This window comes from Mesorhizobium captivum (assembly GCF_033977165.1).
GTDB lineage: Bacteria > Pseudomonadota > Alphaproteobacteria > Rhizobiales > Rhizobiaceae > Mesorhizobium > Mesorhizobium captivum.
In genome coordinates this window covers 183,380-202,863 of record NZ_JAVIJB010000002.1, presented here as the reverse complement: position 1 = coordinate 202,863, position 19,484 = coordinate 183,380, and the positions used below count along the sequence as shown (strand labels likewise).

Here is a 19,484-nt window from a genome sequence, read left to right as displayed (position 1 = left end):
TGCTCATGAAAGTTCAGACATCAATCCACCCTTCTGCGGTCGTCGAAGAAGGAGCCCAGCTCGGCGAAGGCGTCCGCATCGGGCCCTTCTGCTACATCGGCGCCGACGCCATTATCGGCGATCGCGTCGAACTGGTCAGTCACGTCTCGGTAATAGGCGCAACCACTATCGGCGCCGCGACCAAGGTCTATCCGATGACGACGCTGGGAGCGCCGCCGCAGAATACTAAGCATAAGGGCGGGCGCACCACGCTGGTCATCGGCGAGAATTGCACGATCCGCGAAAACGTCACCATGCATGTCGGCACGGATTCCAGCCGCGGCGAGACGACAGTGGGCGACAACGGCAATTTCCTGGCCTATGCCCATATCGCCCACGATTGCGTTGTCGGCAAGAACGCCACTTTCGCCAATGGGGCGACGCTGGGCGGACATTGCGAGATCGGCGACAACGTCTATATCGGCGGCCTAAGCGCTGTTCATCAATTCGTGCGTGTCGGTGACAACGCCTTTCTCGGTGGGTGCTCGGCCTTTGTCGGCGACGTAATCCCCTATGCCATTGCCGTCGGCAATCGCGCTAGCTTGCGCGGCCTGAACATCATCGGTCTGAAGCGGGCCGGGCTGCCGCGCTCAGAAATCTACCTGCTGCGCAAGGCCTACAGGACGATTTTCGACCGTTCCCGCACCGTCGCCGAGAATGTCGAAATCGCCAAGGCGGAATTCGCCTCCTCGCCGACGGCCATGAAGATCATCGACTTCATCACCAGCCGCGGTAAGCGGCACTATGCCGTCCCGTCTCTCAAGGGTGGCGGCGACGATGATAACGGCGATGACGAGGGCTGAGCCCGCCGGATCAGCGCTTGCACTCGCGCCGGGCTCCAGGGTCGGCATCATTGCCGGTGGCGGCAGCCTGCCGGTCGAGGTCGCCGACGGTCTCGCCGCACACGGCCATCCGCCTTTCATTCTGTTGATGGAAGGCGAGGCTGACCGCAAGCAGCAGCTTAGCCGATACGAGCACGTCACCTTGGCGCTCGAGCAGATCGGTTCCTTGGTGTCGACGCTGAAACGCCACGGCGTCACCCATCTGGTCCTTGCCGGGGAGATCAAGCGCAGGCCAAGGCTGAGCAACATGCGCCCCAGCCTCGGATTGCTTGCGATCGTACCGTCGGTGATCGTCGCACTGGCGCGCGGCGATGACGGACTCCTAAAGATTCTGACACGGGGCCTGGAAAAGCGCGGCATCAAGGTGGTCGGCGCGCATGAGGTCGTCCCCGAACTGACCGCCGGTAGAGGCACGCTCACGGCAACCGAGCCAATCAAGTCCGACTGGCGCGATATCGAAGCGGGCCTCGCGGCGGCCAAGGCCATCGGCGCGCTGGATATCGGGCAGGCGGCGATTGCGATCGGCGGCCGGGCCATTGCGCTTGAAGGCATCGAAGGCACAAAAGGCCTGCTTGAAAGAACGCGCGAATTGCGCGGGCACGGCAGACTCGCCGGAAAGACGCGCGGCGTCCTCGTCAAATGCGCCAAGCCGGGTCAGGAGTTGCGCGCGGATCTGCCTTCGATAGGCCCGCAGACGGTAGAGGCGGCGCATGCTGCAGGGCTTGCCGGCATAGCCGTGGAGGCGGGCTGCTCGCTCATTCTCGAAGGCCCGACGACATTGGCGCGGGCCAAGGCGCTTGGCCTGTTCATCGTCGGTCTTCCAGCAACGGAGCCGGCTGATGGCCGGTGAGAAGCCGCTCAAGATCGCCATCGTCGCCGGCGAGGAATCCGGCGATCTGCTCGGCGCCGACATCGTGCGCGCGCTGGAGAAAACCACTGGCCGCACGATCCAGCTTGTCGGCATTGGCGGCCGGCATCTGCAGGAAATGGGGCTGACGCCGCTGTTCGACGGCAGCGAGATCGCGCTGATGGGCTTCAGCGCCGTCTTGCGCGACCTGCCGCGGCTGATACGGCGAATCAGCCAGACAGCCGCCGCAATCGCGGCGGAGCGACCGGATTGCCTGATCACCATCGACAGCCCCGATTTTTCGTTGCGCGTCGCCAAAAAGGTCCGCGCTGCCGCGCCCGCCATTCCGATCGTCCACTATGTGTGTCCGAGTGTATGGGCGTGGCGGCCGGGCAGGGCGGTAGCGATGAAGCCTTATATCGATCACATCCTCTGCATCCTGCCTTTCGAGGTGAAAGCGCTTGCCCGCCTTGGCGGACCGCCCGGCACTTATGTCGGCCACCGGCTGACACAGGATCCCGGCGTGCTTGGCGCCGCCACAGCGCAGAGCTTGCCGCGCGACCTGTCGGAGGATCGCGTCAAGACGCTGCTTGTGCTGCCGGGCTCGCGCCGTGGCGAGGTGCGCCGTCTGACCGACCCTTTCGGTAAGGCGGTGTCGGTTCTGCGCCAGCGCGGGCACCGGCTGCGCCTGCTGTTGCCGACGGTGCCGCATGTCGCCGATCTGGTCAGGACCTCTGTCGCGAGCTGGGACGAGAAGCCGGAGATCATCACCGATGCGGAGCGCAAATGGCAGGCGTTCGGCAAGGCCGATGCGGCTTTGATCGCGTCCGGAACGGTTTCGCTCGAACTCGCGCTGTCGGGCGTTCCGATGGTCTCCAGCTACAAGCTCGATCCGATCGCGCGTCTCATTTCGCGCTATCTGGTGACCACATGGTCGGCACTGCTGCCCAACCTGATTTCGGACCGTACGCTGGTTCCTGAATTCTACAACCAGTATGTCCGGCCGGAGAACCTGGCCCGCCAGTTGGAAGCCCTGTTTGCCGATACCGGCATGCGCGCCTGGCAGAAGGCAGGCTTCGCCGAGATCGCCAGGCGCATGGCAACCGAGAAGCCCGCGGGCGAGATCGCCGTCGAGGTGGTGATGGGATGCATCAAGAGAGCGAATAGCGAGTAGCGAGTAGCGAGTAGCGAGTAGCAAAAAGCCGGGAACTGCTGGCGAAACCTGCACTATTCGCTATTCGCTCACCTTTTCGCAATCGGCACGTAGTCGCGTTCCGTGGCGCCGGTGTAGAGCTGGCGCGGGCGGCCGATCTTCTGGTGGGGATCCTCGATCATTTCCTTCCACTGCGCGATCCAGCCGACGGTGCGGGCGACCGCGAATAGCACGGTGAACATGGTGGTGGGGAAGCCCAGCGCCTTCAGCGTGATGCCCGAATAGAAGTCGACGTTCGGATAGAGCTTCTTCTCGATGAAGTAGGAATCGGTGAGTGCGATCTTTTCCAGCTCCATCGCGATGTCGAGCAGCGGATCGTCCTTGATGCCGAGCTCGCCCAGCACCTCATGCGCGGTCTTCTGCATGATCTTTGCTCGCGGATCATAGTTCTTGTAGACGCGGTGGCCGAAGCCCATCAGCCGGAACGGATCGTTCTTGTCCTTGGCGCGGGCGATGAATTCCGGGATCTGGTCGACATGGCCGATCTCGCCCAGCATGTTGAGGGCCGCCTCATTGGCGCCGCCATGCGCGGGGCCCCACAGGCAGGCGATGCCGGCGGCGATGCAAGCGAACGGGTTGGCGCCCGACGAGCCGGCAAGCCGCACGGTAGAGGTCGAGGCGTTCTGCTCGTGGTCGGCATGCAGGATGAAGATGCGCTCCATGGCGCGCGCCAGCACCGGATTGATCTTGTACTCCTCGCAGGGCACCGCAAAGCACATATGCAGGAAGTTGGCGGCGAAGTTCAGCTCGTTCTTCGGATAAATGAAGGGCTGGCCGATATGGTATTTGTAGGCCATCGCGGCGATCGTCGGCATCTTGGCGATCAGGCGCATCGAGGCGACCATGCGCTGGTACGGGTCCGAGATGTCGGTCGAGTCATGGTAGAAGGCCGACAGCGCGCCGACCACGCCGCACATGACGGCCATCGGATGCGCGTCCCGGCGGAAGCCGGTGAAGAAACGCGACATCTGCTCATGAACCATGGTGTGACGCGTCACGCGATAGTCGAAGTCGTCCTTCTGCGCCTTGGTCGGCAATTCGCCGTAGAGTAGGAGGTAGCAGACCTCGAGGAAGTCGCCATGCTCGGCAAGCTGGTCGATCGGATAGCCGCGATGCAAGAGGATGCCGGCATCGCCGTCGATGAAGGTGATCGCCGACTCGCAGCTCGCCGTCGACGTGAAGCCCGGATCGTAGGTGAAGGCGCCAGTGGTGCTGTAGAGCGCGCCGATGTCGATGACGTCAGGTCCGGTCGAGCCGCTTCGCACCTTGAATTCATGGGTCTTGCCGGCGAGTTCGAGCCTGGCGGTCGACTCATGCGCCCTGCCGCCCGATTCCAGTTTTGTCGCAGCGTCGCTCATTCTCAAACTCCTTTATGTTTCCTCATGCCGGCAAGGCAATTCCTGCAAACGACACGTCGAAATCACCGGAATGCGCGAACTTACCACCGCATTTTAGGAGGTGCGTGCCAGATTGGGCCAAGGCCTAATGTTGCACTGCGAAACACACCTTTCAATGCCAATCTTCTTGGGCCAGTTCGCTCCTAATCGATTTGATCTCCGATCCGCGCCAGGCTCTCCGCGCGCCCCAAGACGGCAAGCACGTCGAACACGCCGGGCGAGGTGCTCCGGCCGGTGAGCGCGGCTCTCAACGGTTGAGCCACGGCGCCAAGTTTGTGGCCGCCGGCCTGCGCAAAGTCACGAATAGCGGCTTCTGCGGTTGCCGCACTCCAGTTGCCGGGGACCGCCGCGAGCGCTGCATGGGCACCACGAAGGATGGCGCGCGCGTCAGCGCCAAGCAATCCTGCGGCCTTCTCATCGAGCTGCAGGGGTCGCTCCACGAACAGGAAGGCGGCTCCGTCAACGAGCTCGACCAGCGTCTTTGCCCGCTCCTTGAGGCCGGGCATGGCGGCCAGCAGCTGTGCCTTGCGCCTGTCGTCGAGCTTTGCCGCGAGCGCCGGTCCGCCCTCGAGATAGGGCAAGGTGGCGACGAAGATGTCGAAGAGGGCCTTGTCGTCCATCTGGCGCATGTGCACGCCGTTCAGCGCCTCGAGCTTGGCGAAGTCGAAGCGCGCGGCACCCTTGTTGACGTCGCCGATGTCGAACCATGAGATCATGTCCTCGATCGACATCACCTCGTCGTCGCCATGGCTCCAGCCGAGCCTGGCCAGATAGTTGAGCAGCGCCTCGGGCAGATAGCCCATGGCGCGGTAGGCCTCGACACCGAGCGCGCCGTGGCGCTTAGACAGCTTGGCGCCGTCCGCGCCATGGATCAGCGGGATGTGCGACATCGACGGCACAGCCCAGCCCATGGCGTTGTAGATCACGGTCTGGCGCGCCGCGTTGGTCAGATGATCGTCGCCGCGGATGATGTGGGTGACACCCATGTCATGGTCGTCGACAACGACGGCATGCATGTAAGTCGGGTTGCCGTCCGAGCGCAGGATGATGAAGTCGTCGAGATCTTTGTTCGGGAAACGCACCTCGCCCTGCACGCGGTCGTGCACGATGGTCTCGCCCTCGATAGGCGCCTTGATACGGATCGCGCCCTTGACGCCGGGAGGCGCCTCGGAGGGGTTGCGGTCGCGCCACTGGCCGTTGTAGCGCGGCGGCAGGCCCTTGGCCCGCGCCGCCTCGCGCATCGCCTCGAGCTCTGCCGGCGTCTCGTAGCTGTAGTAAGCCTTGCCGAGACGCACGAGCTCCTCGGCCACCTCGCGGTGGCGCGGCGCACGCGCGAACTGCGACACTGCTTCGCCGTCCCAAGAGAGGCTGAGCCAGGTCAGTCCATCCAGAATGGCAGCCGTCGCAGCCTCGGTGGAGCGCTCGCGATCGGTGTCCTCGATGCGCAGCAGCATCGTGCCGCCCGTGTGCTTGGCATAGAGCCAGTTGAACAGCGCCGTGCGCGCCCCGCCGATGTGCAGGTAGCCGGTGGGCGAGGGGGCAAAACGGGTGACGACCTTATCGGACATGGAACTCTCAGAATGGCACTGAAAACAGGCGTGGTTGCGCGGACTTTCGCGCTGTCGCGGTTCATGTAGCATAGGAGGTCTGGGGCGCAAGGGGCAGACCCGATGGCTGGACGTGGCCGGGGCGCGGTGGAGGGCGAGGGGACGACGGCTGGCGTCAGCGAGCGCCTGCTGTTTGCCGGCACCGCGCCTGCTGAAGCGGCGCCGGTTTCGCTTCCGATGCCGCGGCCGGCTGGTGAGATTTTACCGCCGGACGGCGGTGCCGCCCTGCAGCCGCCAAAGTCGGCAACCATCGACCGGATCCGACGGCAGTTCCACCGCGCCTCGTTTTCCGCGTTTCGCCAAAGCGTCGTTGTAGCCGCTACGACCGAGCTCGACCGCGGCATCGGCTTCCTGCTGGTGCCGGTGTTCCTGGCTGCCGGCGTGATCTTCTATTTTTCCCTGAACACGGAGCCCGATCTCTACAGGCCGCAGGCGGCGGTAGCGCTGATGGCGGTCTGCGCGGCCATTTCCCGCTCTTGGCCAAAGACGCATCTTCTCTTCATGGCGGCGCTGCTTTGCGCATTGGGCTTTGTCGCCGCGAAGGTCGAGACATGGCGGACCGCAACGCCGATGCTCGGCTCCGAGATCCAGACGCGGCTGACCGGTCGCGTCGTCATCGCCGAGGAAATGGCCAATGGCCGTGTGCGGCTGACCATTGACCTCATCTCGACCGCGCATCCGACGCTGCGCTACGCGCCGGATCGCGTCAGGCTCTCGGCACGCAGGATTCCGCCCGATACGAAGGCAGGGTCGCTGGTGACAGGCTATGCACGGCTCTTGCCGCCGACCGGACCGGTCCGCCCCGAAAGTTATGACTTTTCCTTCGATAGCTATTTTTCCGGCATCGGCGGCAGCGGCTTTTTCCTCGGCGACCCGAAAGCCATTTCGACAACCGATCCTGCCCCCGGGGCGAGCATCGCCTCGGCGATCGAGAACGCGCGCGAAAACATTGCCGATCACATCAGAAGCACCGTCGGCGGACCTGAAGGCGAGATTGCCGCGGCGCTGATCGTCGGCGTTCGCGCCGGCATCCCCGAAGACATCAACGAGGCGATGCGGCGGACCGGCATCTACCACATCTCGATTTCAGGCCTGCATATGGCGCTGGTCGCCGGCACGATCATGCTTCTGCTGCGCGGCGCCTTCGCGCTGTTTCCGGATTTCTCTTCGCGGCGCCCGGTGAAGAAATATGCCGCTGCCATCGCGCTTGTCTCGATCGCCGCCTATCTCGTCATCTCCGGCGTGGTGGTCGCCGCCGAGCGAAGCTTCATCATGCTGGCCGTCATGCTGGTTGCCGTGCTGTTCGACCGCGCGGCGCTGACGATGCGCAACCAGGCGATCTCGGCCATCGCCGTCATCCTTGTGTCGCCACATGAAGTGGTCGGCCCAAGCTTCCAGATGTCGTTCGCCGCAACCGCCGCCCTTGTCGGCGCCTATGCCGGCTGGGCCGACTACCGCGCCGACAAAGTGAGGGCGCCGCCGGCAAAGCGTTCGTTCCTGCGGTTCCTGTCGCGAAAGCTGGCGGTCGGAGCGGGTGGCGCCGCCATGACCTCGATCATCGCCGGAAGTGCTACGGCGCTGTTTGCCATCTGGCATTTCCAGCGCGTCTCGCCGCTCAGCCTATTGGCAAATCTGGCGATCATGCCGATCGTCACGGTCGTGATGTTCCTTGCCGTCGCCAGCGCGGTGATGATGCCGTTCGGCTTCGATGGGCCTTTCCTCTATTTGATGGGCAAAGGCCTGACGGCGATGATCGCGATCTCGGCCTGGATTTCGCAATGGTCGCCGGTCGATGCCGTGGGGCTGATCTCGATCCAGTCGGTGCTGCTGGCAACAATCGCGCTCGTCATTGCCACCATGGCCACAACCTGGCTCAGGCTGGCCGCAATTCCTTTCGCAGTTGCGGCCTTGCTGACCATTCCGCAGGTGCGCACGCCGGACCTGCTGATCTCCGAGGACGCGAATCTGGTGGCCATGCCGATCGGCGGCGGCGAACTCGCCATCAACCGTGCCCGCTCCAACGAATTCACCACCGACAACTGGAAACGCGCGCTGAAGGCCGAGGCGATCGTGCCGCCGGAGACGTTCGCCAAAGACGCGCTCGACATAGCCGATCCCGTCGACCTGCCGCCAGGTTCGCCGTTCTATTGCACCGGTGACCTCTGCATCGGCCGGCATCCTTCCGGTGCGATCGTCGCGTTGGCGGAAAACCGCGAGAGTGCACGACCGGCCTGCGGCTTCGCTGATCTCGTCGTCATCAACGACGCCACGGCCTACAATCCTTGCCGCGATCCACGGGTTCTCGTCGTCACCAAGCGGCAGCTGGCACGCGATGGCAGTGCCGCCGTCTTCTTTGATCCGCAATCGGCAACGGCGCGGCCGGCTATTCAGTATGCCGTGCAAAAGCCTTACCGCCCCTGGCGCGAGCAACGACGGTATTCGCGCGAGGCTAGAGGGCTGGCGCCCCACAAGAAGCCCGAAAAGTCAGAGTCCAAGCCGCCCCAGCCAGTCAGTAGCGGCGAATGAGCCCGACGAGCTTGCCCTGAACCTTGACGCGATCGGGGCCGAAGATGCGGGTCTCATAGGCCGGGTTGGCGGCTTCGAGCGCGATCGAGGCGCCCTTGCGGCGGAAGCGCTTCAGCGTCGCTTCCTCGTCGTCGACCAGCGCGACCACGATCTCGCCCGGGCTCGCGGTGTTGGCGTTGCGGATGATGACCGTGTCGCCGTCGAAGATGCCGGCCTCGATCATCGAGTCGCCCTTGACCTCCAGCGCGTAATGCTCGCCGCCCGCGATCATGTCCGGCGGCACCGTGATCGAATGCGTCTGATGCTGGATGGCGTCGATCGGCACGCCGGCGGCGATGCGGCCCATCACCGGAATGGACACGGCCGAAACGGCATCGTCGTCATTGCTGGGCGTTGGCGCGCGCGAGGGCGCCGCTGGCTTGATCTGCCGGCCGAGATTGCCTTGGCCGCCCTGGATGACGCTTGGCGAAAACTTCCTGGCCGCATTGAGGCCGGGCGCGATCGAATCGGGCAGGCGCAGCACTTCCAGTGCGCGCGCCCTGTTCGGCAGCCGGCGAATGAAGCCGCGCTCTTCCAACGCCGTGATCAGCCGATGGATGCCCGACTTCGAGGCAAGGTCGAGCGCTTCCTTCATCTCATCGAAAGACGGCGGAATGCCGCTCTCCTTGAGCCGTTCGTGGATGAACATCAGAAGTTCATGTTGTTTGCGCGTCAGCATGGCTGCCCCCAACGGGTCCTGAAACCAGAATCAGAAAAACAAACCCAGAACAAACACTATCTGTTCCAGTTGTGTTCCGCAACCGTTTAAAGTTTAGTGAATGTGTTGACGTTTTGTTCAGCGTAACATCAGAACGCTGCATTCGGCGCCGGCCTCGGCCGTCGGGGCGAAGGGCTGGCGCACGATGAGGCCGTTGGCGTCGGCCAGCATCTTGAGCATCGAGGAATCCTGGACGCTGAACGGCGTCGCGACCAGCTGCCCCGCCTCCTCGCGCACGACGGCCCGCACATAGTCCTGCCTGAGATCGTTGGCGTGCATTGCGGCAGCCAGCCGCGCAGTGCGGATGTCCTGCCGATAGCTGCGGCCGCCGAGACGCGCCAGAAGCGGCTTCAGGAACAATTGCGAGCAGACAAGGCTTGCCACCGGATTGCCGGGCAGGCCGATGCAGCGGATGTTGCCAAGCCGGCCAAACATCAACGGTTTGCCGGGGCGCATGGCGATCTTCCAGAAATCGAGCTGCATGCCTTGGCCAGTCAGCACGTCGTGGATCAGGTCATGATCGCCGACCGACGCGCCACCGAGGGTGACGATGACATCGGCGCCGGCCTCGACGGCCTTTCCGACCAGAGCCGCGATCGCGTCATGGCGGTCGGCGGCGATGCCGAGATCGAGAGCGCGCGCGCCAACCGCCTGCGCGGCCGCAACGACGCCATAGGCATTGGACGAGATGATCTGGTCGGGGCCGAGTTCACTGCCCGGCGGCAGCAGTTCGTCGCCGGTGGCGATGATGGCAACCAGCGGTCGGCGCACTACGGTGAGGCTTGGATGGTTGGCCGACGCCGCCAATGAAAGCGCTGCCGGATCGAGCAGGCGGCCTTTTTCCAAGAGAACGTCGCCTTGCAAGAAGTCGAGACCGGCTCGCCGGATGTTGCGTCCTGCGGACGTCGGCTCGGTCACCTCGATCTGGCCGCCGCCGAGGTCGCGGACATTCTCCTGGATGACGATCGTGTCGGCGCCTTCGGGCACAGGCGCGCCGGTGAAAATGCGCACCGACTCGCCCTTGCCGACAGTGCCGGCAAAGCCACGCCCGGCGGGCGCCATGCCGATCACGGAGAGCCGCGCCGGCACCGAGCCCACATCCGCAAAGCGTGCGGCATAGCCGTCCATGGCCGAAGCATTGAAGGGCGGCTGGGTGCGCAGCGCCACCACCGGTTCGGTCAGAACCCTATCCGCCGCGTCAGCCAACGGTACGCTTTCGCCCGGCAGCGCAGTCGCGCCGTCCAGCAGGCGCTCGAGCGCCTCGGCGACCGGAACCAGCGCCATCTTAGGAACCCGCCTTGTAGTCGCCCGACTTGCCGCCGGTCTTCTCGACCAGCCTGATGCCGGAAATCACCATAGCGCGGTCGGCCGCCTTGGCCATGTCGTAGATGGTGAGGCACGCGACCGACGCCGCGGTCAGCGCCTCCATCTCCACGCCCGTCTTGCCGGTGACACGGGCAAGCGCGGTCACCTTCAGGCCGGGCAGCGCGCGGTCGGGCTCGATATCGACCGCAACCTTGGTCAGAAGCAACGGGTGGCAGAGCGGAACGAGTTCATGCGTCTTCTTGGCCGCCATGATGCCGGCGATGCGCGCGGTGCCCAGCACGTCGCCCTTCTTGGCGTCGCCGGCCAGGATCATCTCCAGCGTTTGCGGCTGCATGGTGACAAAACCTTCGGCGATTGCCGTACGCGTCGTCTCGGCCTTGTCGCCGACATCGACCATGTTGGCTTCGCCCTTGGTGCCAAGATGGGTGAGGACAGGCATCCTCAAACGGCCTCGGCCGGCGCCTTGCCGGTCAGCAGAAGCTGCGTTGCCGCGGCGACGTCGGCCTGCCGCATCAGGCTTTCGCCGACCAGGAAGGTGCCGATGCTGCTCTTCTCCAGCCGGCGGCAGTCCTGATGGGTGAAGATGCCGCTCTCGCTGACCAGCAGCCGGTCAGCCGGCACCATGGCGGCAAGGCGCTCGGAAACGTCGAGGCTGGTCTCGAATGTCCGCAGATCGCGGTTGTTGATGCCGATCAGCCGCGACGAGAGGCGAAGCGCGCGCTCCATCTCCTTCTCGTCATGCACCTCCACCAGCGCGTCCATGTTGAGCTCGAAGGCTGTGGCCTCGAGCTCGGCGGCCAGAGTGTCGTCGACGCTTGCCATGATGATGAGGATCGCGTCCGCGCCCCAGGCCCGTGCCTCGTGGACCTGGTATGGGTCGAAGAGGAAATCCTTGCGCAAAGCGGGCAGGCGAACAGCGGCGCGCGCGGCGGTGAGGAATGCGGGCGCGCCCTGGAAGGACGGAGCGTCGGTCAACACCGAAAGGCAGGCAGCACCGCCTTGCTGGTAGGCCCTGGCAAGCGCCGGCGGATCGAAGTCGGCGCGGATCAACCCCTTGGAAGGGCTTGCCTTCTTGATCTCGGCGATCAGCGCGAAGCCGCCGGCCTTCCGCTTGGCCTCGAGTGCCGCGAGGAAGCCGCGCGGCGGTTCTGCATCCTTCGCCTTCGCCTTGATATCGGCAAGCGGCACGCTGAGCTTCGCCGCGGCGATTTCTTCGCGCTTATAGGCTTCGATCTTGCGCAGGATATCGGACAAAGTTCTAACCGTTCGAAATCTCGATGAGCTTGTCGAGCACTGCGAGCGCGCGACCGCTGTCGATGGCCTGTGCGGCCGCTTCAATGCCGTCGGCGAGCGTCGTCGCCTTGCCAGCCACCACCAGCCCGGCGCCGGCATTCATCAGCACGGTGTCGCGATAGGCGCCAGCAGCGCCGCCCAGCATATCGCGTAATGCCGTGGCGTTATAGGCCGCATCGCCGCCGCGCAGCTCTTCCTTGCTGTGCCGCTTCAGTCCCACCGCTTCCGGAGTGAGCGTGAAGTTGCGGATTTCTCCGCCGGCGAGCTCGGCAACTTGAGTCTCGCCGGTGGTGGTGATCTCGTCGTAGCCGTCGCCATGCACGACCCAGGCGTGATCGGCGCCAAGCGCCTTCAGCGTCTCGGCCACCGGCATGATCCATTCCGGCAGGAAGACGCCGACCATCTGGCGGCTGACGCCGGCCGGGTTGGACAGCGGTCCGAGCAGGTTGAAGATGGTGCGCGTGCCGAGCTCGCCCCGGATCGGGCCGACATGCTTCATCGCAGGGTGATGCGCCGGCGCGAACATGAAACCGACGCCCGCCTCGTGGATGCAGCGGCCGATCGTCTCCGGCGAGATGTCGATCTTGACACCGAGCGCCGTCAGCACATCGGCCGAACCGGTCAGCGAGGAGAGGCCGCGATTGCCGTGCTTGGCGACCGGAACGCCGACCGCCGCAATGACGAAGGCCGAGGCGGTCGAGATGTTGACCGAGTGCGAGTTGTCGCCGCCGGTGCCGACGATGTCGATAGCGCCGAGCGGGGCTTCGACGCGCAGCATCTTGGCGCGCATGGTGGCGACCGCGCCCGAAATCTCGCTCACCGCCTCGCCGCGCACGCGCAGCGCCATCAGGAAGCCGCCGATCTGGCCCGGCGTCGCGTCGCCCGACATGATGATGTCGAAAGCCTCACGCGCTTCCTCGAAGGAGAGCGCGCTGCCGGTGGCGACCTTGGCTATGTGTGTCTTGAGAGCGCTCATCGGGTCTGTGCCTGGGAAACGGCGGACGGATCGATGCGAACGTCGTATTGCGACTGCAGTTGCGCCACCAGCTGGTCGAGCAGGTCGTCGGACATGCCGGCGCTGAAGGATTTCTGCGCATCGTCGGGAACCGAGCTGCCATCGGCGCCTGCCGGCTCGAAGACTTCGGCGACCTTGAACAGGATCTGGCCATCGCCGGTGGGCGAGGGGATCACGCCCGTGCCGCCTTCGCCGACGCCGAACATGGCCGCGGCACCTTCCTTGCCGAAGTCGGCATCGTCGGCTTCCCGCTTCAAGCCGCGCTTGGTCTGTTTCTCGAGCTTCAGCTCGCCCGCGATCACGTCGAGCGTCGTGCCGGCCTTCAGGCGCTTTTCCAGCTCCTCAGCCTTCGCGTCGAGCCGCTTGTCGGTCTCGGCGGCCGTCCAGTCGGCCGCCACCTTCTGGCGAACCTCGTCCAGCGTGCGGTCGCGCGCCGGCGTGATCGACTGGACTTCATAGAAGACGAAGCCGTTGTCGGCGGTGGTCAGGCCTTCGTTTTCCTGGTTCGGCTCGGCCTCGAAGACCGCCTTGATGAGATCGGCCGATTGCGGCAGGTCGTTGACGATCGTGCCGTCCGGCCGCTGGCCGGTGCGCTCGATGGCGTCGATGGCGACGACCTTGAGCTTCAGCTTTTCGGCGGCCTGAGCAAGCGAGGCGCCCGAAGCGCGGGTGTCCTCGTAGCTGTCGTGTACGTCGAGCAGGATGCGGCTAGCCTCGCCGAGCGCCAGGTCCTTGCGGATCTGATCCGATACTTCCGAAAGCGGCTTCACCACTTGCGGCTTGATCTCGGTGACGCGCAGCAGCACCGGGCCGAAGGCGCCCTGGACCACCGGGCTGACCTCGTTGGCATTGAGCGAGAAGGCCGCGTCGGCCACCGCCTTGTCGGCGATCTTGTCCTTGGCCAGCGTGCCGAGCAGCGTATCTGCCTGGGTCTTGCCTTCGGCGGTGACGATCTTGTCGAAGGTGGCGCCGGTTTTCAGGGAATCATATGCCGCCTTGGCCGCATCCGGCGTCTTGAACACCAGCTGTTCGATGGTGCGCATTTCGGGCGTGGTGTAGCGCGCTTTGTTCTTGTTGTAGTCGTCGGCGACTTGGCTGTCGGTCACCGCCGTCGGGTCCATGATGTCCTGCGGCTCCAACCGGATATAGGAGAATTTGCGGTATTCCGGCGCAGCGTAGTTCTTCTTGTTGGCTTCGAAATAGGTTTTCAGCGCGCTGTCGGACGGCGCCTCTATCGGCTGCACCAATGTCTTCGGCAGGACGAGATAGTCGATCGTGCGATCCTCGCCGCGATAGAGCGCGACCGCCTTCAGGAAGGTCTGCGGCGCTTTGAGACCGTCGGAAATCGCCTCGACGATCTGCTGGCGCACCGCCACTTGCGAGCGGTTCCTGAGATAGTCCTCCGGCCGCATGCCAACCTGGCGAAGCAGATATTCGAAGGTCCTGCGGTCGAACTGGCCGCTCGGGCCTTTGAAAGCCGGATCCTCGCGCGTCAGCTCGGCCAGCCGGTCCTTGGAAAGGCCAAGCCCGAGCTTGCGGGCTTGCTCGTCGAGCACAGCACCCGAAACGAGCTGCGCCAGAACCTGGTTGTCGAGGCCGAGCAGCTTGGCCTGCTCTTGGGTGATGCGCTGGCCGTATTGCTGCGAGAGCATGTTGATCTGGCGGTCGTAGGCGAGCCGGTATTCGTTGATCGAAACCGTCGTGCCGCCGGCCGTGATCACCGAATGATGACCGCCCAACGTCCCCGACAGGCGCCCCGAAATACCCCAGACAGCAAAGCTCACCACCAGCAAGGACAGCAACGCCTTCGCGACCCAGGTGCCTGCCGCGCTTCTCAATAAACCAAGCATACTTACTTCCGATTTTTGCGAATTTTCGCATGCGCCGAGTCTGAAACAAGCGCAATAGCGCCCTTCCTGCCCACTGTCGATTGCTTTGTGGCCTGATTTTGGTAGTGAGGGCGCTGCCTTATGTCGCCTGGAGAACCCGACCCCATGACCCCTGGAATCCGTCCGCTCGTCGCCGGCAACTGGAAAATGAACGGCACCAGCGCCTCGCTCAACGAGTTGAGGATGATCGGCAACGGCTTCATGAGCGGCCTCGATGCGGAGACGGAAGCGCTGGTCTGCGTGCCGGCGACCTTGCTTCACCAGGCTGCCGAGATCCTGTCGCGCACGCCCGTCCGCGCCGGCGGCGAGGATTGCCACCCCAAGGAAAGCGGCGCCTATACCGGCTGCATTTCGGCCGAGATGCTGAAGGATGCCGGAGCCAGCCACGTCATCGTCGGCCATTCCGAACGCCGCGAACAGGGAGGGGAGGACGACGCTATTGTCCATGCCAAGGCGTCGGCCGCCTGGCGGGCAGGGCTGGTGGCCATCATCTGCATCGGCGAAACGCGCGCCGAACGCGAGGCGGGCGCGACGCTCGACATCCTGTCGCGCCAGCTCGACGGTTCCGTGCCGCCGAGCGCCACCGCCGCCAACACCATCATTGCCTATGAGCCGGTCTGGGCCATCGGCACCGGCCTGACGCCGACCGCAGCCGACGTCGCCGAGGCGCATGCGCATATCCGCGGCAAGCTCACGGCGCTGCTCGGTGAAGCCGCGGCCAGGATGCGCATTCTCTATGGCGGTTCGGTCAAGCCTTCCAATGCGGTGGAGCTGCTTGGCGTCGAGAATGTCGATGGCGCGCTGGTCGGCGGCGCAAGCCTGAAGGCGGCCGACTTCCTCGCCATCGCGGAAGCCTATATGAATATCTCATAGCCGCTGGCGCAGCCGGAGCGGCAGGGACGCGGCCAAATCGTTGCAATGGCCGCATTGCTTCCCATATTCCCGGCCACGGGCTTGGAAATGCCGCCAAAGCATTGTAAGGAGCCGCCTCCAAATCACCGGTCGTATGCGCGGCCGCGCAAGGCCTCGCCAGGATAAATTATGGAAACCGTACTGATCGTCATCCACCTTATGGTCGTGCTTGCCCTTGTCGGCGTGGTGCTGCTGCAGCGCTCCGAAGGCGGTGGTCTCGGCATTGGCGGCGGTTCCGGTTTCATGACCGCGCGGGGCGCCGCCAATGCGCTGACCCGCGCGACGGCGATCCTCGCCGCGGCGTTCTTCGTAACCTCGCTTGCGCTCTCCATCCTCGCCCGCTACGGCGAGAAGCCGATCGACATCCTCGACCGGCCGGCGGCAACGGACAACGCGGGTAAGGGCGTGCTAAACCAGCTTCCGGGCGCCAATGGCCCGGTGGGCACCTCGCAGCCTGCAGCGCCGGCCGGCGGTACCGCGCCCGCGGCTCCGTCGGGCGGCACGACGACCACCACCCCGCTGTCGAACGGCGGCACCACGACAGCTCCGGCCACTGCTCCCACCACGCCGGCGCCGGCGAATCCGACCGCGCCGCCGGCTGCGAACGGCGTCACCTTGCCGGTCACCCCGCAGGTTCCGAACCAGTAGCCGGACAAGCATTCGCCGCCGCGATCTGTTGTTGTTTGAACACAGTCGCGGCAAATGCCGCTTGATCACGAAGATTCAACCGGGCGTAGCGCGTAGCTCAGCTTGAGCCGCCCGCGGCTAATCGATTATAGATTGCGCGCGGCACTTTTCGGCGTCCTTGGGGGGCGCCGGGCGACGCCGTGGGCAACAAGCATTGAACGATCGGATCTTCGCCATGCAGCTTCGCAGCTTCATCCTTTTGGGATTCTGTGCCGTCCTCGGCATGGGTTCCGCGGCCATCGCCTCGCCGGCAAACCTGGCCGCCACGCCGTCGGTAGAGAAGACCGACGCAATTCCCGTCGCAGCCAAGAGCGACGCATCGCAGCTGAGGCTTCTCAAGAAGAAGAAAAACCCAACCTCGGACGACCTCGCACAGATCAGCAAGCTCGAGGCCAAGATCGCGGCCGACAAGGAAGCCGCCAAGGCCAAGGCGCTCGAAGCCCGCAAGATGGCGATGCGCGAGGCGGCCAAGGCCAAGGCTGACGCGGCCCGCCAGGAATGGCTTGCCAAGAAGGGTACGGAAGCCGAAGTGGCTGACGCCAAGCCGGCGAAGAAGACCGTCAAGATCATCGCGCCGCTCGAGCCTCTCGCCCCGATCGCGCCGATCCAGACCGACGAGCCGATCTCGGCCGAGGCGATGAACATCGCAGCCGCGGGCAACAACGGTGAACTGCGCAGCGAGCAGCCCGGCCAGAAGCAGACGAGCAGCGGCGGGCTGTTCGCCGGCCTGTTCGGCGGCCAGTCGGTATCCTCGATCAGCTACCTCCCCGAGACCCGCGCGCTCGATTCGGCGCTCGCCAGGAAGGATGCCAAGAGGCCGTTCAAGGTGAAGCCGGAGTTTGTGCCGCAGGACGTTACGTTCACCGGCTATGAGCCGGGCACGATCGTCATCGACACCAGCGCGCGCCGCCTCTACCTCGTCGAATCGTTTTCCACCGCACGCCGCTATGCCATAGCGGTCGGCCGCGAAGGCCTGCAGTTCAAGGGCACCGTGGCGGTCGGCGACAAGCAGGAGTGGCCGCGCTGGATCCCGACGCTCGATATGCAGAAGCGCGAGCCGAAGCACTATGGCCAATACAAGGACGGCATGCCCGGCGGCGGCGAGAATCCGCTCGGCGCGCGCGCCATCTATCTCTATGACGGCAAGAAGGACACGCATCTGCGCATCCACGGCACCATTGCGCCGCAGTCGATCGGAACCAGCGCCTCCAACGGCTGCTTCCGCATGATCAACGAGCACGTCATGGATCTTTACAGCCGCGTCAAGATCGGCACCAAGGTTGTTATTATCTGACGACAAGGTCGTTACCTATATAACGACCCAGTCGTCATCATCTGACGCGTTCGAACAACTGCCGAAAGGGCCGGCACCGCCGGCCCTTTCGTTTTGACATAAGCAAATCGCCTGTCACGGGCACCGGCGCCATCTTGGGAAAAAGCCTTCGCGGCGGTTTTTTCTCTGGCGGAATCAATCAGGCCGCGTTAAGCGATGACTCCCATGGCGCGATATGTATTCATCACAGGCGGCGTGGTTTCCTCACTCGGAAAAGGCATCGCCGCAGCAGCTCTTGGGGCTCTTCTGCAGGCGCGAGGCTATCGCGCGCGGATCAAAAAGCTCGATCCCTACCTCAACGTCGACCCTGGAACGATGTCGCCATATCAGCATGGCGAAGTGTTCGTGACCGACGACGGCGCCGAGACCGATCTCGATCTCGGCCACTATGAGCGCTTCACCGGCCGCTCGGCCAACCAGCAGGACAACATCACCACCGGCCGCATCTACAAGAACATCATCGAGCGCGAGCGGCGCGGCGACTATCTCGGCGCCACCGTGCAGGTGATCCCGCACGTCACCGACGAGATCAAGCATTTCGTCCTCGACGGCAATGACGACTACGATTTCGTCCTGTGCGAGATCGGCGGCACGGTCGGCGATATCGAGGCGATGCCGTTCCTGGAGGCGATCCGCCAGCTCGGCAACGACCTGCCGCGCAACAACGCGGTCTATGTGCATCTGACGTTGATGCCCTACATCCCGACGGCGGGCGAGTTGAAGACCAAGCCGACGCAGCATTCGGTCAAGGAATTGCGCGGCATCGGCATCGCGCCCGACATCCTCTTGGTGCGCGCCGACCGGCCGATCCCCAAGGAAGAGCGCAGAAAGCTTTCGCTGTTCTGCAACGTGCGCGAAAGCGCCGTCATCCAGGCGCTCGACGTGCCGCATATCTATGACGTGCCGATGGCCTACCACCAGGAGGGGCTGGATTCCGAAGTGCTCGCCGCCTTCGGTATCGACCCGGCGCCGAAGCCGCGCATGGAGCCGTGGCAGGCGCTCTCCAACCGCATCCACAATCCCGAAGGCGAGGTGACGATTGCCGTCGTCGGCAAGTACACAGGGCTGAAGGACGCCTATAAATCGCTGATCGAGGCGCTCTCGCATGGCGGCCTCGCCAACCGCGTCAAGGTCAAGCTCGACTGGATCGAGAGCGAGATTTTTGAGAAGGAAGACCCGACGCCGTGGCTGGAAAAGGTTCATGGCATCCTCGTTCCCGGCGGTTTCGGCGAACGCGGCTCGGAAGGCAAGATTCTCGCCGCGAAATTCGCGCGCGAGCGCAAGGTGCCTTACTTCGGCATCTGCTTCGGCATGCAGATGGCCTGCATCGAGGCGGCGCGGTCGCTGGCCGGCGTCGAGAAGGCCTCGTCGACCGAGTTCGGCCCGACCGGGGAGCCGGTCGTCGGCCTGATGACCGAGTGGCTGAAGGGCAATATGCTGGAGAAACGCCGGGCCACCGGCGATCTTGGCGGCACGATGCGGCTCGGCGCTTACCAGGCCGAACTGGCCAAGGGGTCGAAGATCGCCGAGATCTATGGCGACACCCAGATTTCCGAGCGCCACCGCCACCGCTACGAGGTCAATGTCGACTATAAGGAGCGGCTCGAGGATTGCGGGCTGGTGTTTGCCGGCATGTCGCCCGACGGCGTGCTGCCGGAGACGGTCGAGTATCCCGACCATCCCTGGTTCATCGGCGTGCAGTACCATCCGGAATTGAAGAGCCGGCCGCTCGAACCGCACCCGCTGTTCGCGAGCTTCATCTCGGCCGCGGTGGAACAGTCGCGGCTCGTTTAGGCCGTTG

16 protein-coding genes are annotated in these 19,484 nt (G+C 64.5%); 8 read left to right on the top strand and 8 right to left on the bottom strand.

What is annotated here, in order from left to right:
- The first annotated feature begins 5 nt into the window (after positions 1-5).
- From lpxA to lpxB, 3 genes are read left to right on the top strand one after another with little or no spacing between them, the layout of a single operon-like run.
- Positions 6-842 (top strand): acyl-ACP--UDP-N-acetylglucosamine O-acyltransferase, encoded by an 837-nt coding sequence (lpxA, locus tag RFM40_RS03015; protein ID WP_320277112.1) that lies wholly within the window; start codon positions 6-8, stop codon positions 840-842.
- The gene (locus tag RFM40_RS03010) at positions 829-1,731 is read left to right on the top strand and encodes an LpxI family protein (protein WP_320277111.1); all 903 of its coding nucleotides are present in this window, start codon (positions 829-831) and stop codon (positions 1,729-1,731) included. Before lpxA ends, RFM40_RS03010 begins: the two co-directional genes overlap by 14 nt.
- Positions 1,721-2,902: a lipid-A-disaccharide synthase gene (gene lpxB, locus RFM40_RS03005; protein WP_320277110.1), complete on the top strand. Its 1,182-nt coding sequence runs from the start codon at positions 1,721-1,723 to the stop codon at positions 2,900-2,902. The genes RFM40_RS03010 and lpxB overlap by 11 nt, the downstream gene beginning before the upstream one ends.
- A 68-nt stretch (positions 2,903-2,970) precedes the next feature.
- Here lpxB and gltA read toward each other — a convergent pair whose 3' ends face one another.
- Both gltA and gltX read right to left on the bottom strand, forming a co-directional pair.
- A complete protein-coding gene (gltA, locus tag RFM40_RS03000) occupies positions 2,971-4,299 on the bottom strand; it encodes a citrate synthase (protein ID WP_320277109.1) in 1,329 nt (442 codons plus the stop codon).
- 182 nt (positions 4,300-4,481) lie between these two features.
- Positions 4,482-5,906, bottom strand: a complete 1,425-nt coding sequence (gene gltX / locus RFM40_RS02995) for a glutamate--tRNA ligase (protein WP_320277108.1) — start codon at positions 5,904-5,906, stop codon at positions 4,482-4,484.
- A 102-nt stretch (positions 5,907-6,008) separates the two neighbouring features.
- Between gltX and RFM40_RS02990 the strand changes: the two genes are divergently transcribed.
- A complete protein-coding gene (locus tag RFM40_RS02990) occupies positions 6,009-8,471 on the top strand; it encodes a ComEC/Rec2 family competence protein (protein WP_320277107.1) in 2,463 nt (820 codons plus the stop codon).
- Here the strand turns inward: RFM40_RS02990 and lexA are convergent.
- From lexA to RFM40_RS02960, 6 genes are all read right to left on the bottom strand, one after another.
- Positions 8,455-9,189 (bottom strand): transcriptional repressor LexA, encoded by a 735-nt coding sequence (gene lexA / locus RFM40_RS02985; protein WP_126100401.1) that lies wholly within the window; start codon positions 9,187-9,189, stop codon positions 8,455-8,457. The genes RFM40_RS02990 and lexA overlap by 17 nt on opposite strands.
- Before the next feature lie 117 nt (positions 9,190-9,306).
- Positions 9,307-10,512: a molybdopterin molybdotransferase MoeA gene (locus tag RFM40_RS02980; RefSeq protein ID WP_320277106.1), complete on the bottom strand. Its 1,206-nt coding sequence runs from the start codon at positions 10,510-10,512 to the stop codon at positions 9,307-9,309.
- Position 10,513: 1 nt separating this feature from the next.
- Entirely contained in the window at positions 10,514-10,993 is a 480-nt protein-coding gene (gene moaC, locus RFM40_RS02975) for a cyclic pyranopterin monophosphate synthase MoaC (protein ID WP_320277105.1), read from the bottom strand.
- Between the two features lie 2 nt (positions 10,994-10,995).
- Positions 10,996-11,808, bottom strand: coding sequence for an indole-3-glycerol phosphate synthase TrpC (trpC, locus tag RFM40_RS02970; protein ID WP_320273920.1), 813 nt, complete (start codon positions 11,806-11,808; stop codon positions 10,996-10,998).
- Positions 11,809-11,812: 4 nt separating this feature from the next.
- Positions 11,813-12,823, bottom strand: coding sequence for an anthranilate phosphoribosyltransferase (gene trpD / locus RFM40_RS02965; protein WP_320219248.1), 1,011 nt, complete (start codon positions 12,821-12,823; stop codon positions 11,813-11,815).
- A complete protein-coding gene (locus RFM40_RS02960; RefSeq protein ID WP_320277104.1) occupies positions 12,820-14,712 on the bottom strand; it encodes a peptidyl-prolyl cis-trans isomerase in 1,893 nt (630 codons plus the stop codon). The genes trpD and RFM40_RS02960 overlap by 4 nt, the downstream gene beginning before the upstream one ends.
- 144 nt (positions 14,713-14,856) lie before the next feature.
- Here RFM40_RS02960 and tpiA point away from each other — a divergent pair, with 144 nt between their 5' ends.
- From tpiA to pyrG, 4 genes are all read left to right on the top strand, one after another.
- Complete coding sequence (gene tpiA, locus RFM40_RS02955) at positions 14,857-15,624, top strand: triose-phosphate isomerase (RefSeq protein ID WP_320229185.1); 768 nt, start codon at positions 14,857-14,859, stop codon at positions 15,622-15,624.
- 168 nt (positions 15,625-15,792) lie between these two features.
- The gene (gene secG / locus RFM40_RS02950) at positions 15,793-16,311 is read left to right on the top strand and encodes a preprotein translocase subunit SecG (RefSeq protein ID WP_320277103.1); all 519 of its coding nucleotides are present in this window, start codon (positions 15,793-15,795) and stop codon (positions 16,309-16,311) included.
- A gap of 214 nt (positions 16,312-16,525) precedes the next feature.
- On the top strand, positions 16,526-17,644 hold the full coding sequence (locus RFM40_RS02945; RefSeq protein WP_320277102.1) for a L,D-transpeptidase: 1,119 nt from the start codon (positions 16,526-16,528) through the stop codon (positions 17,642-17,644).
- Between the two features lie 195 nt (positions 17,645-17,839).
- Complete coding sequence (gene pyrG, locus RFM40_RS02940; protein ID WP_320277101.1) at positions 17,840-19,477, top strand: CTP synthase; 1,638 nt, start codon at positions 17,840-17,842, stop codon at positions 19,475-19,477.
- Positions 19,478-19,484 lie beyond the last annotated feature (7 nt).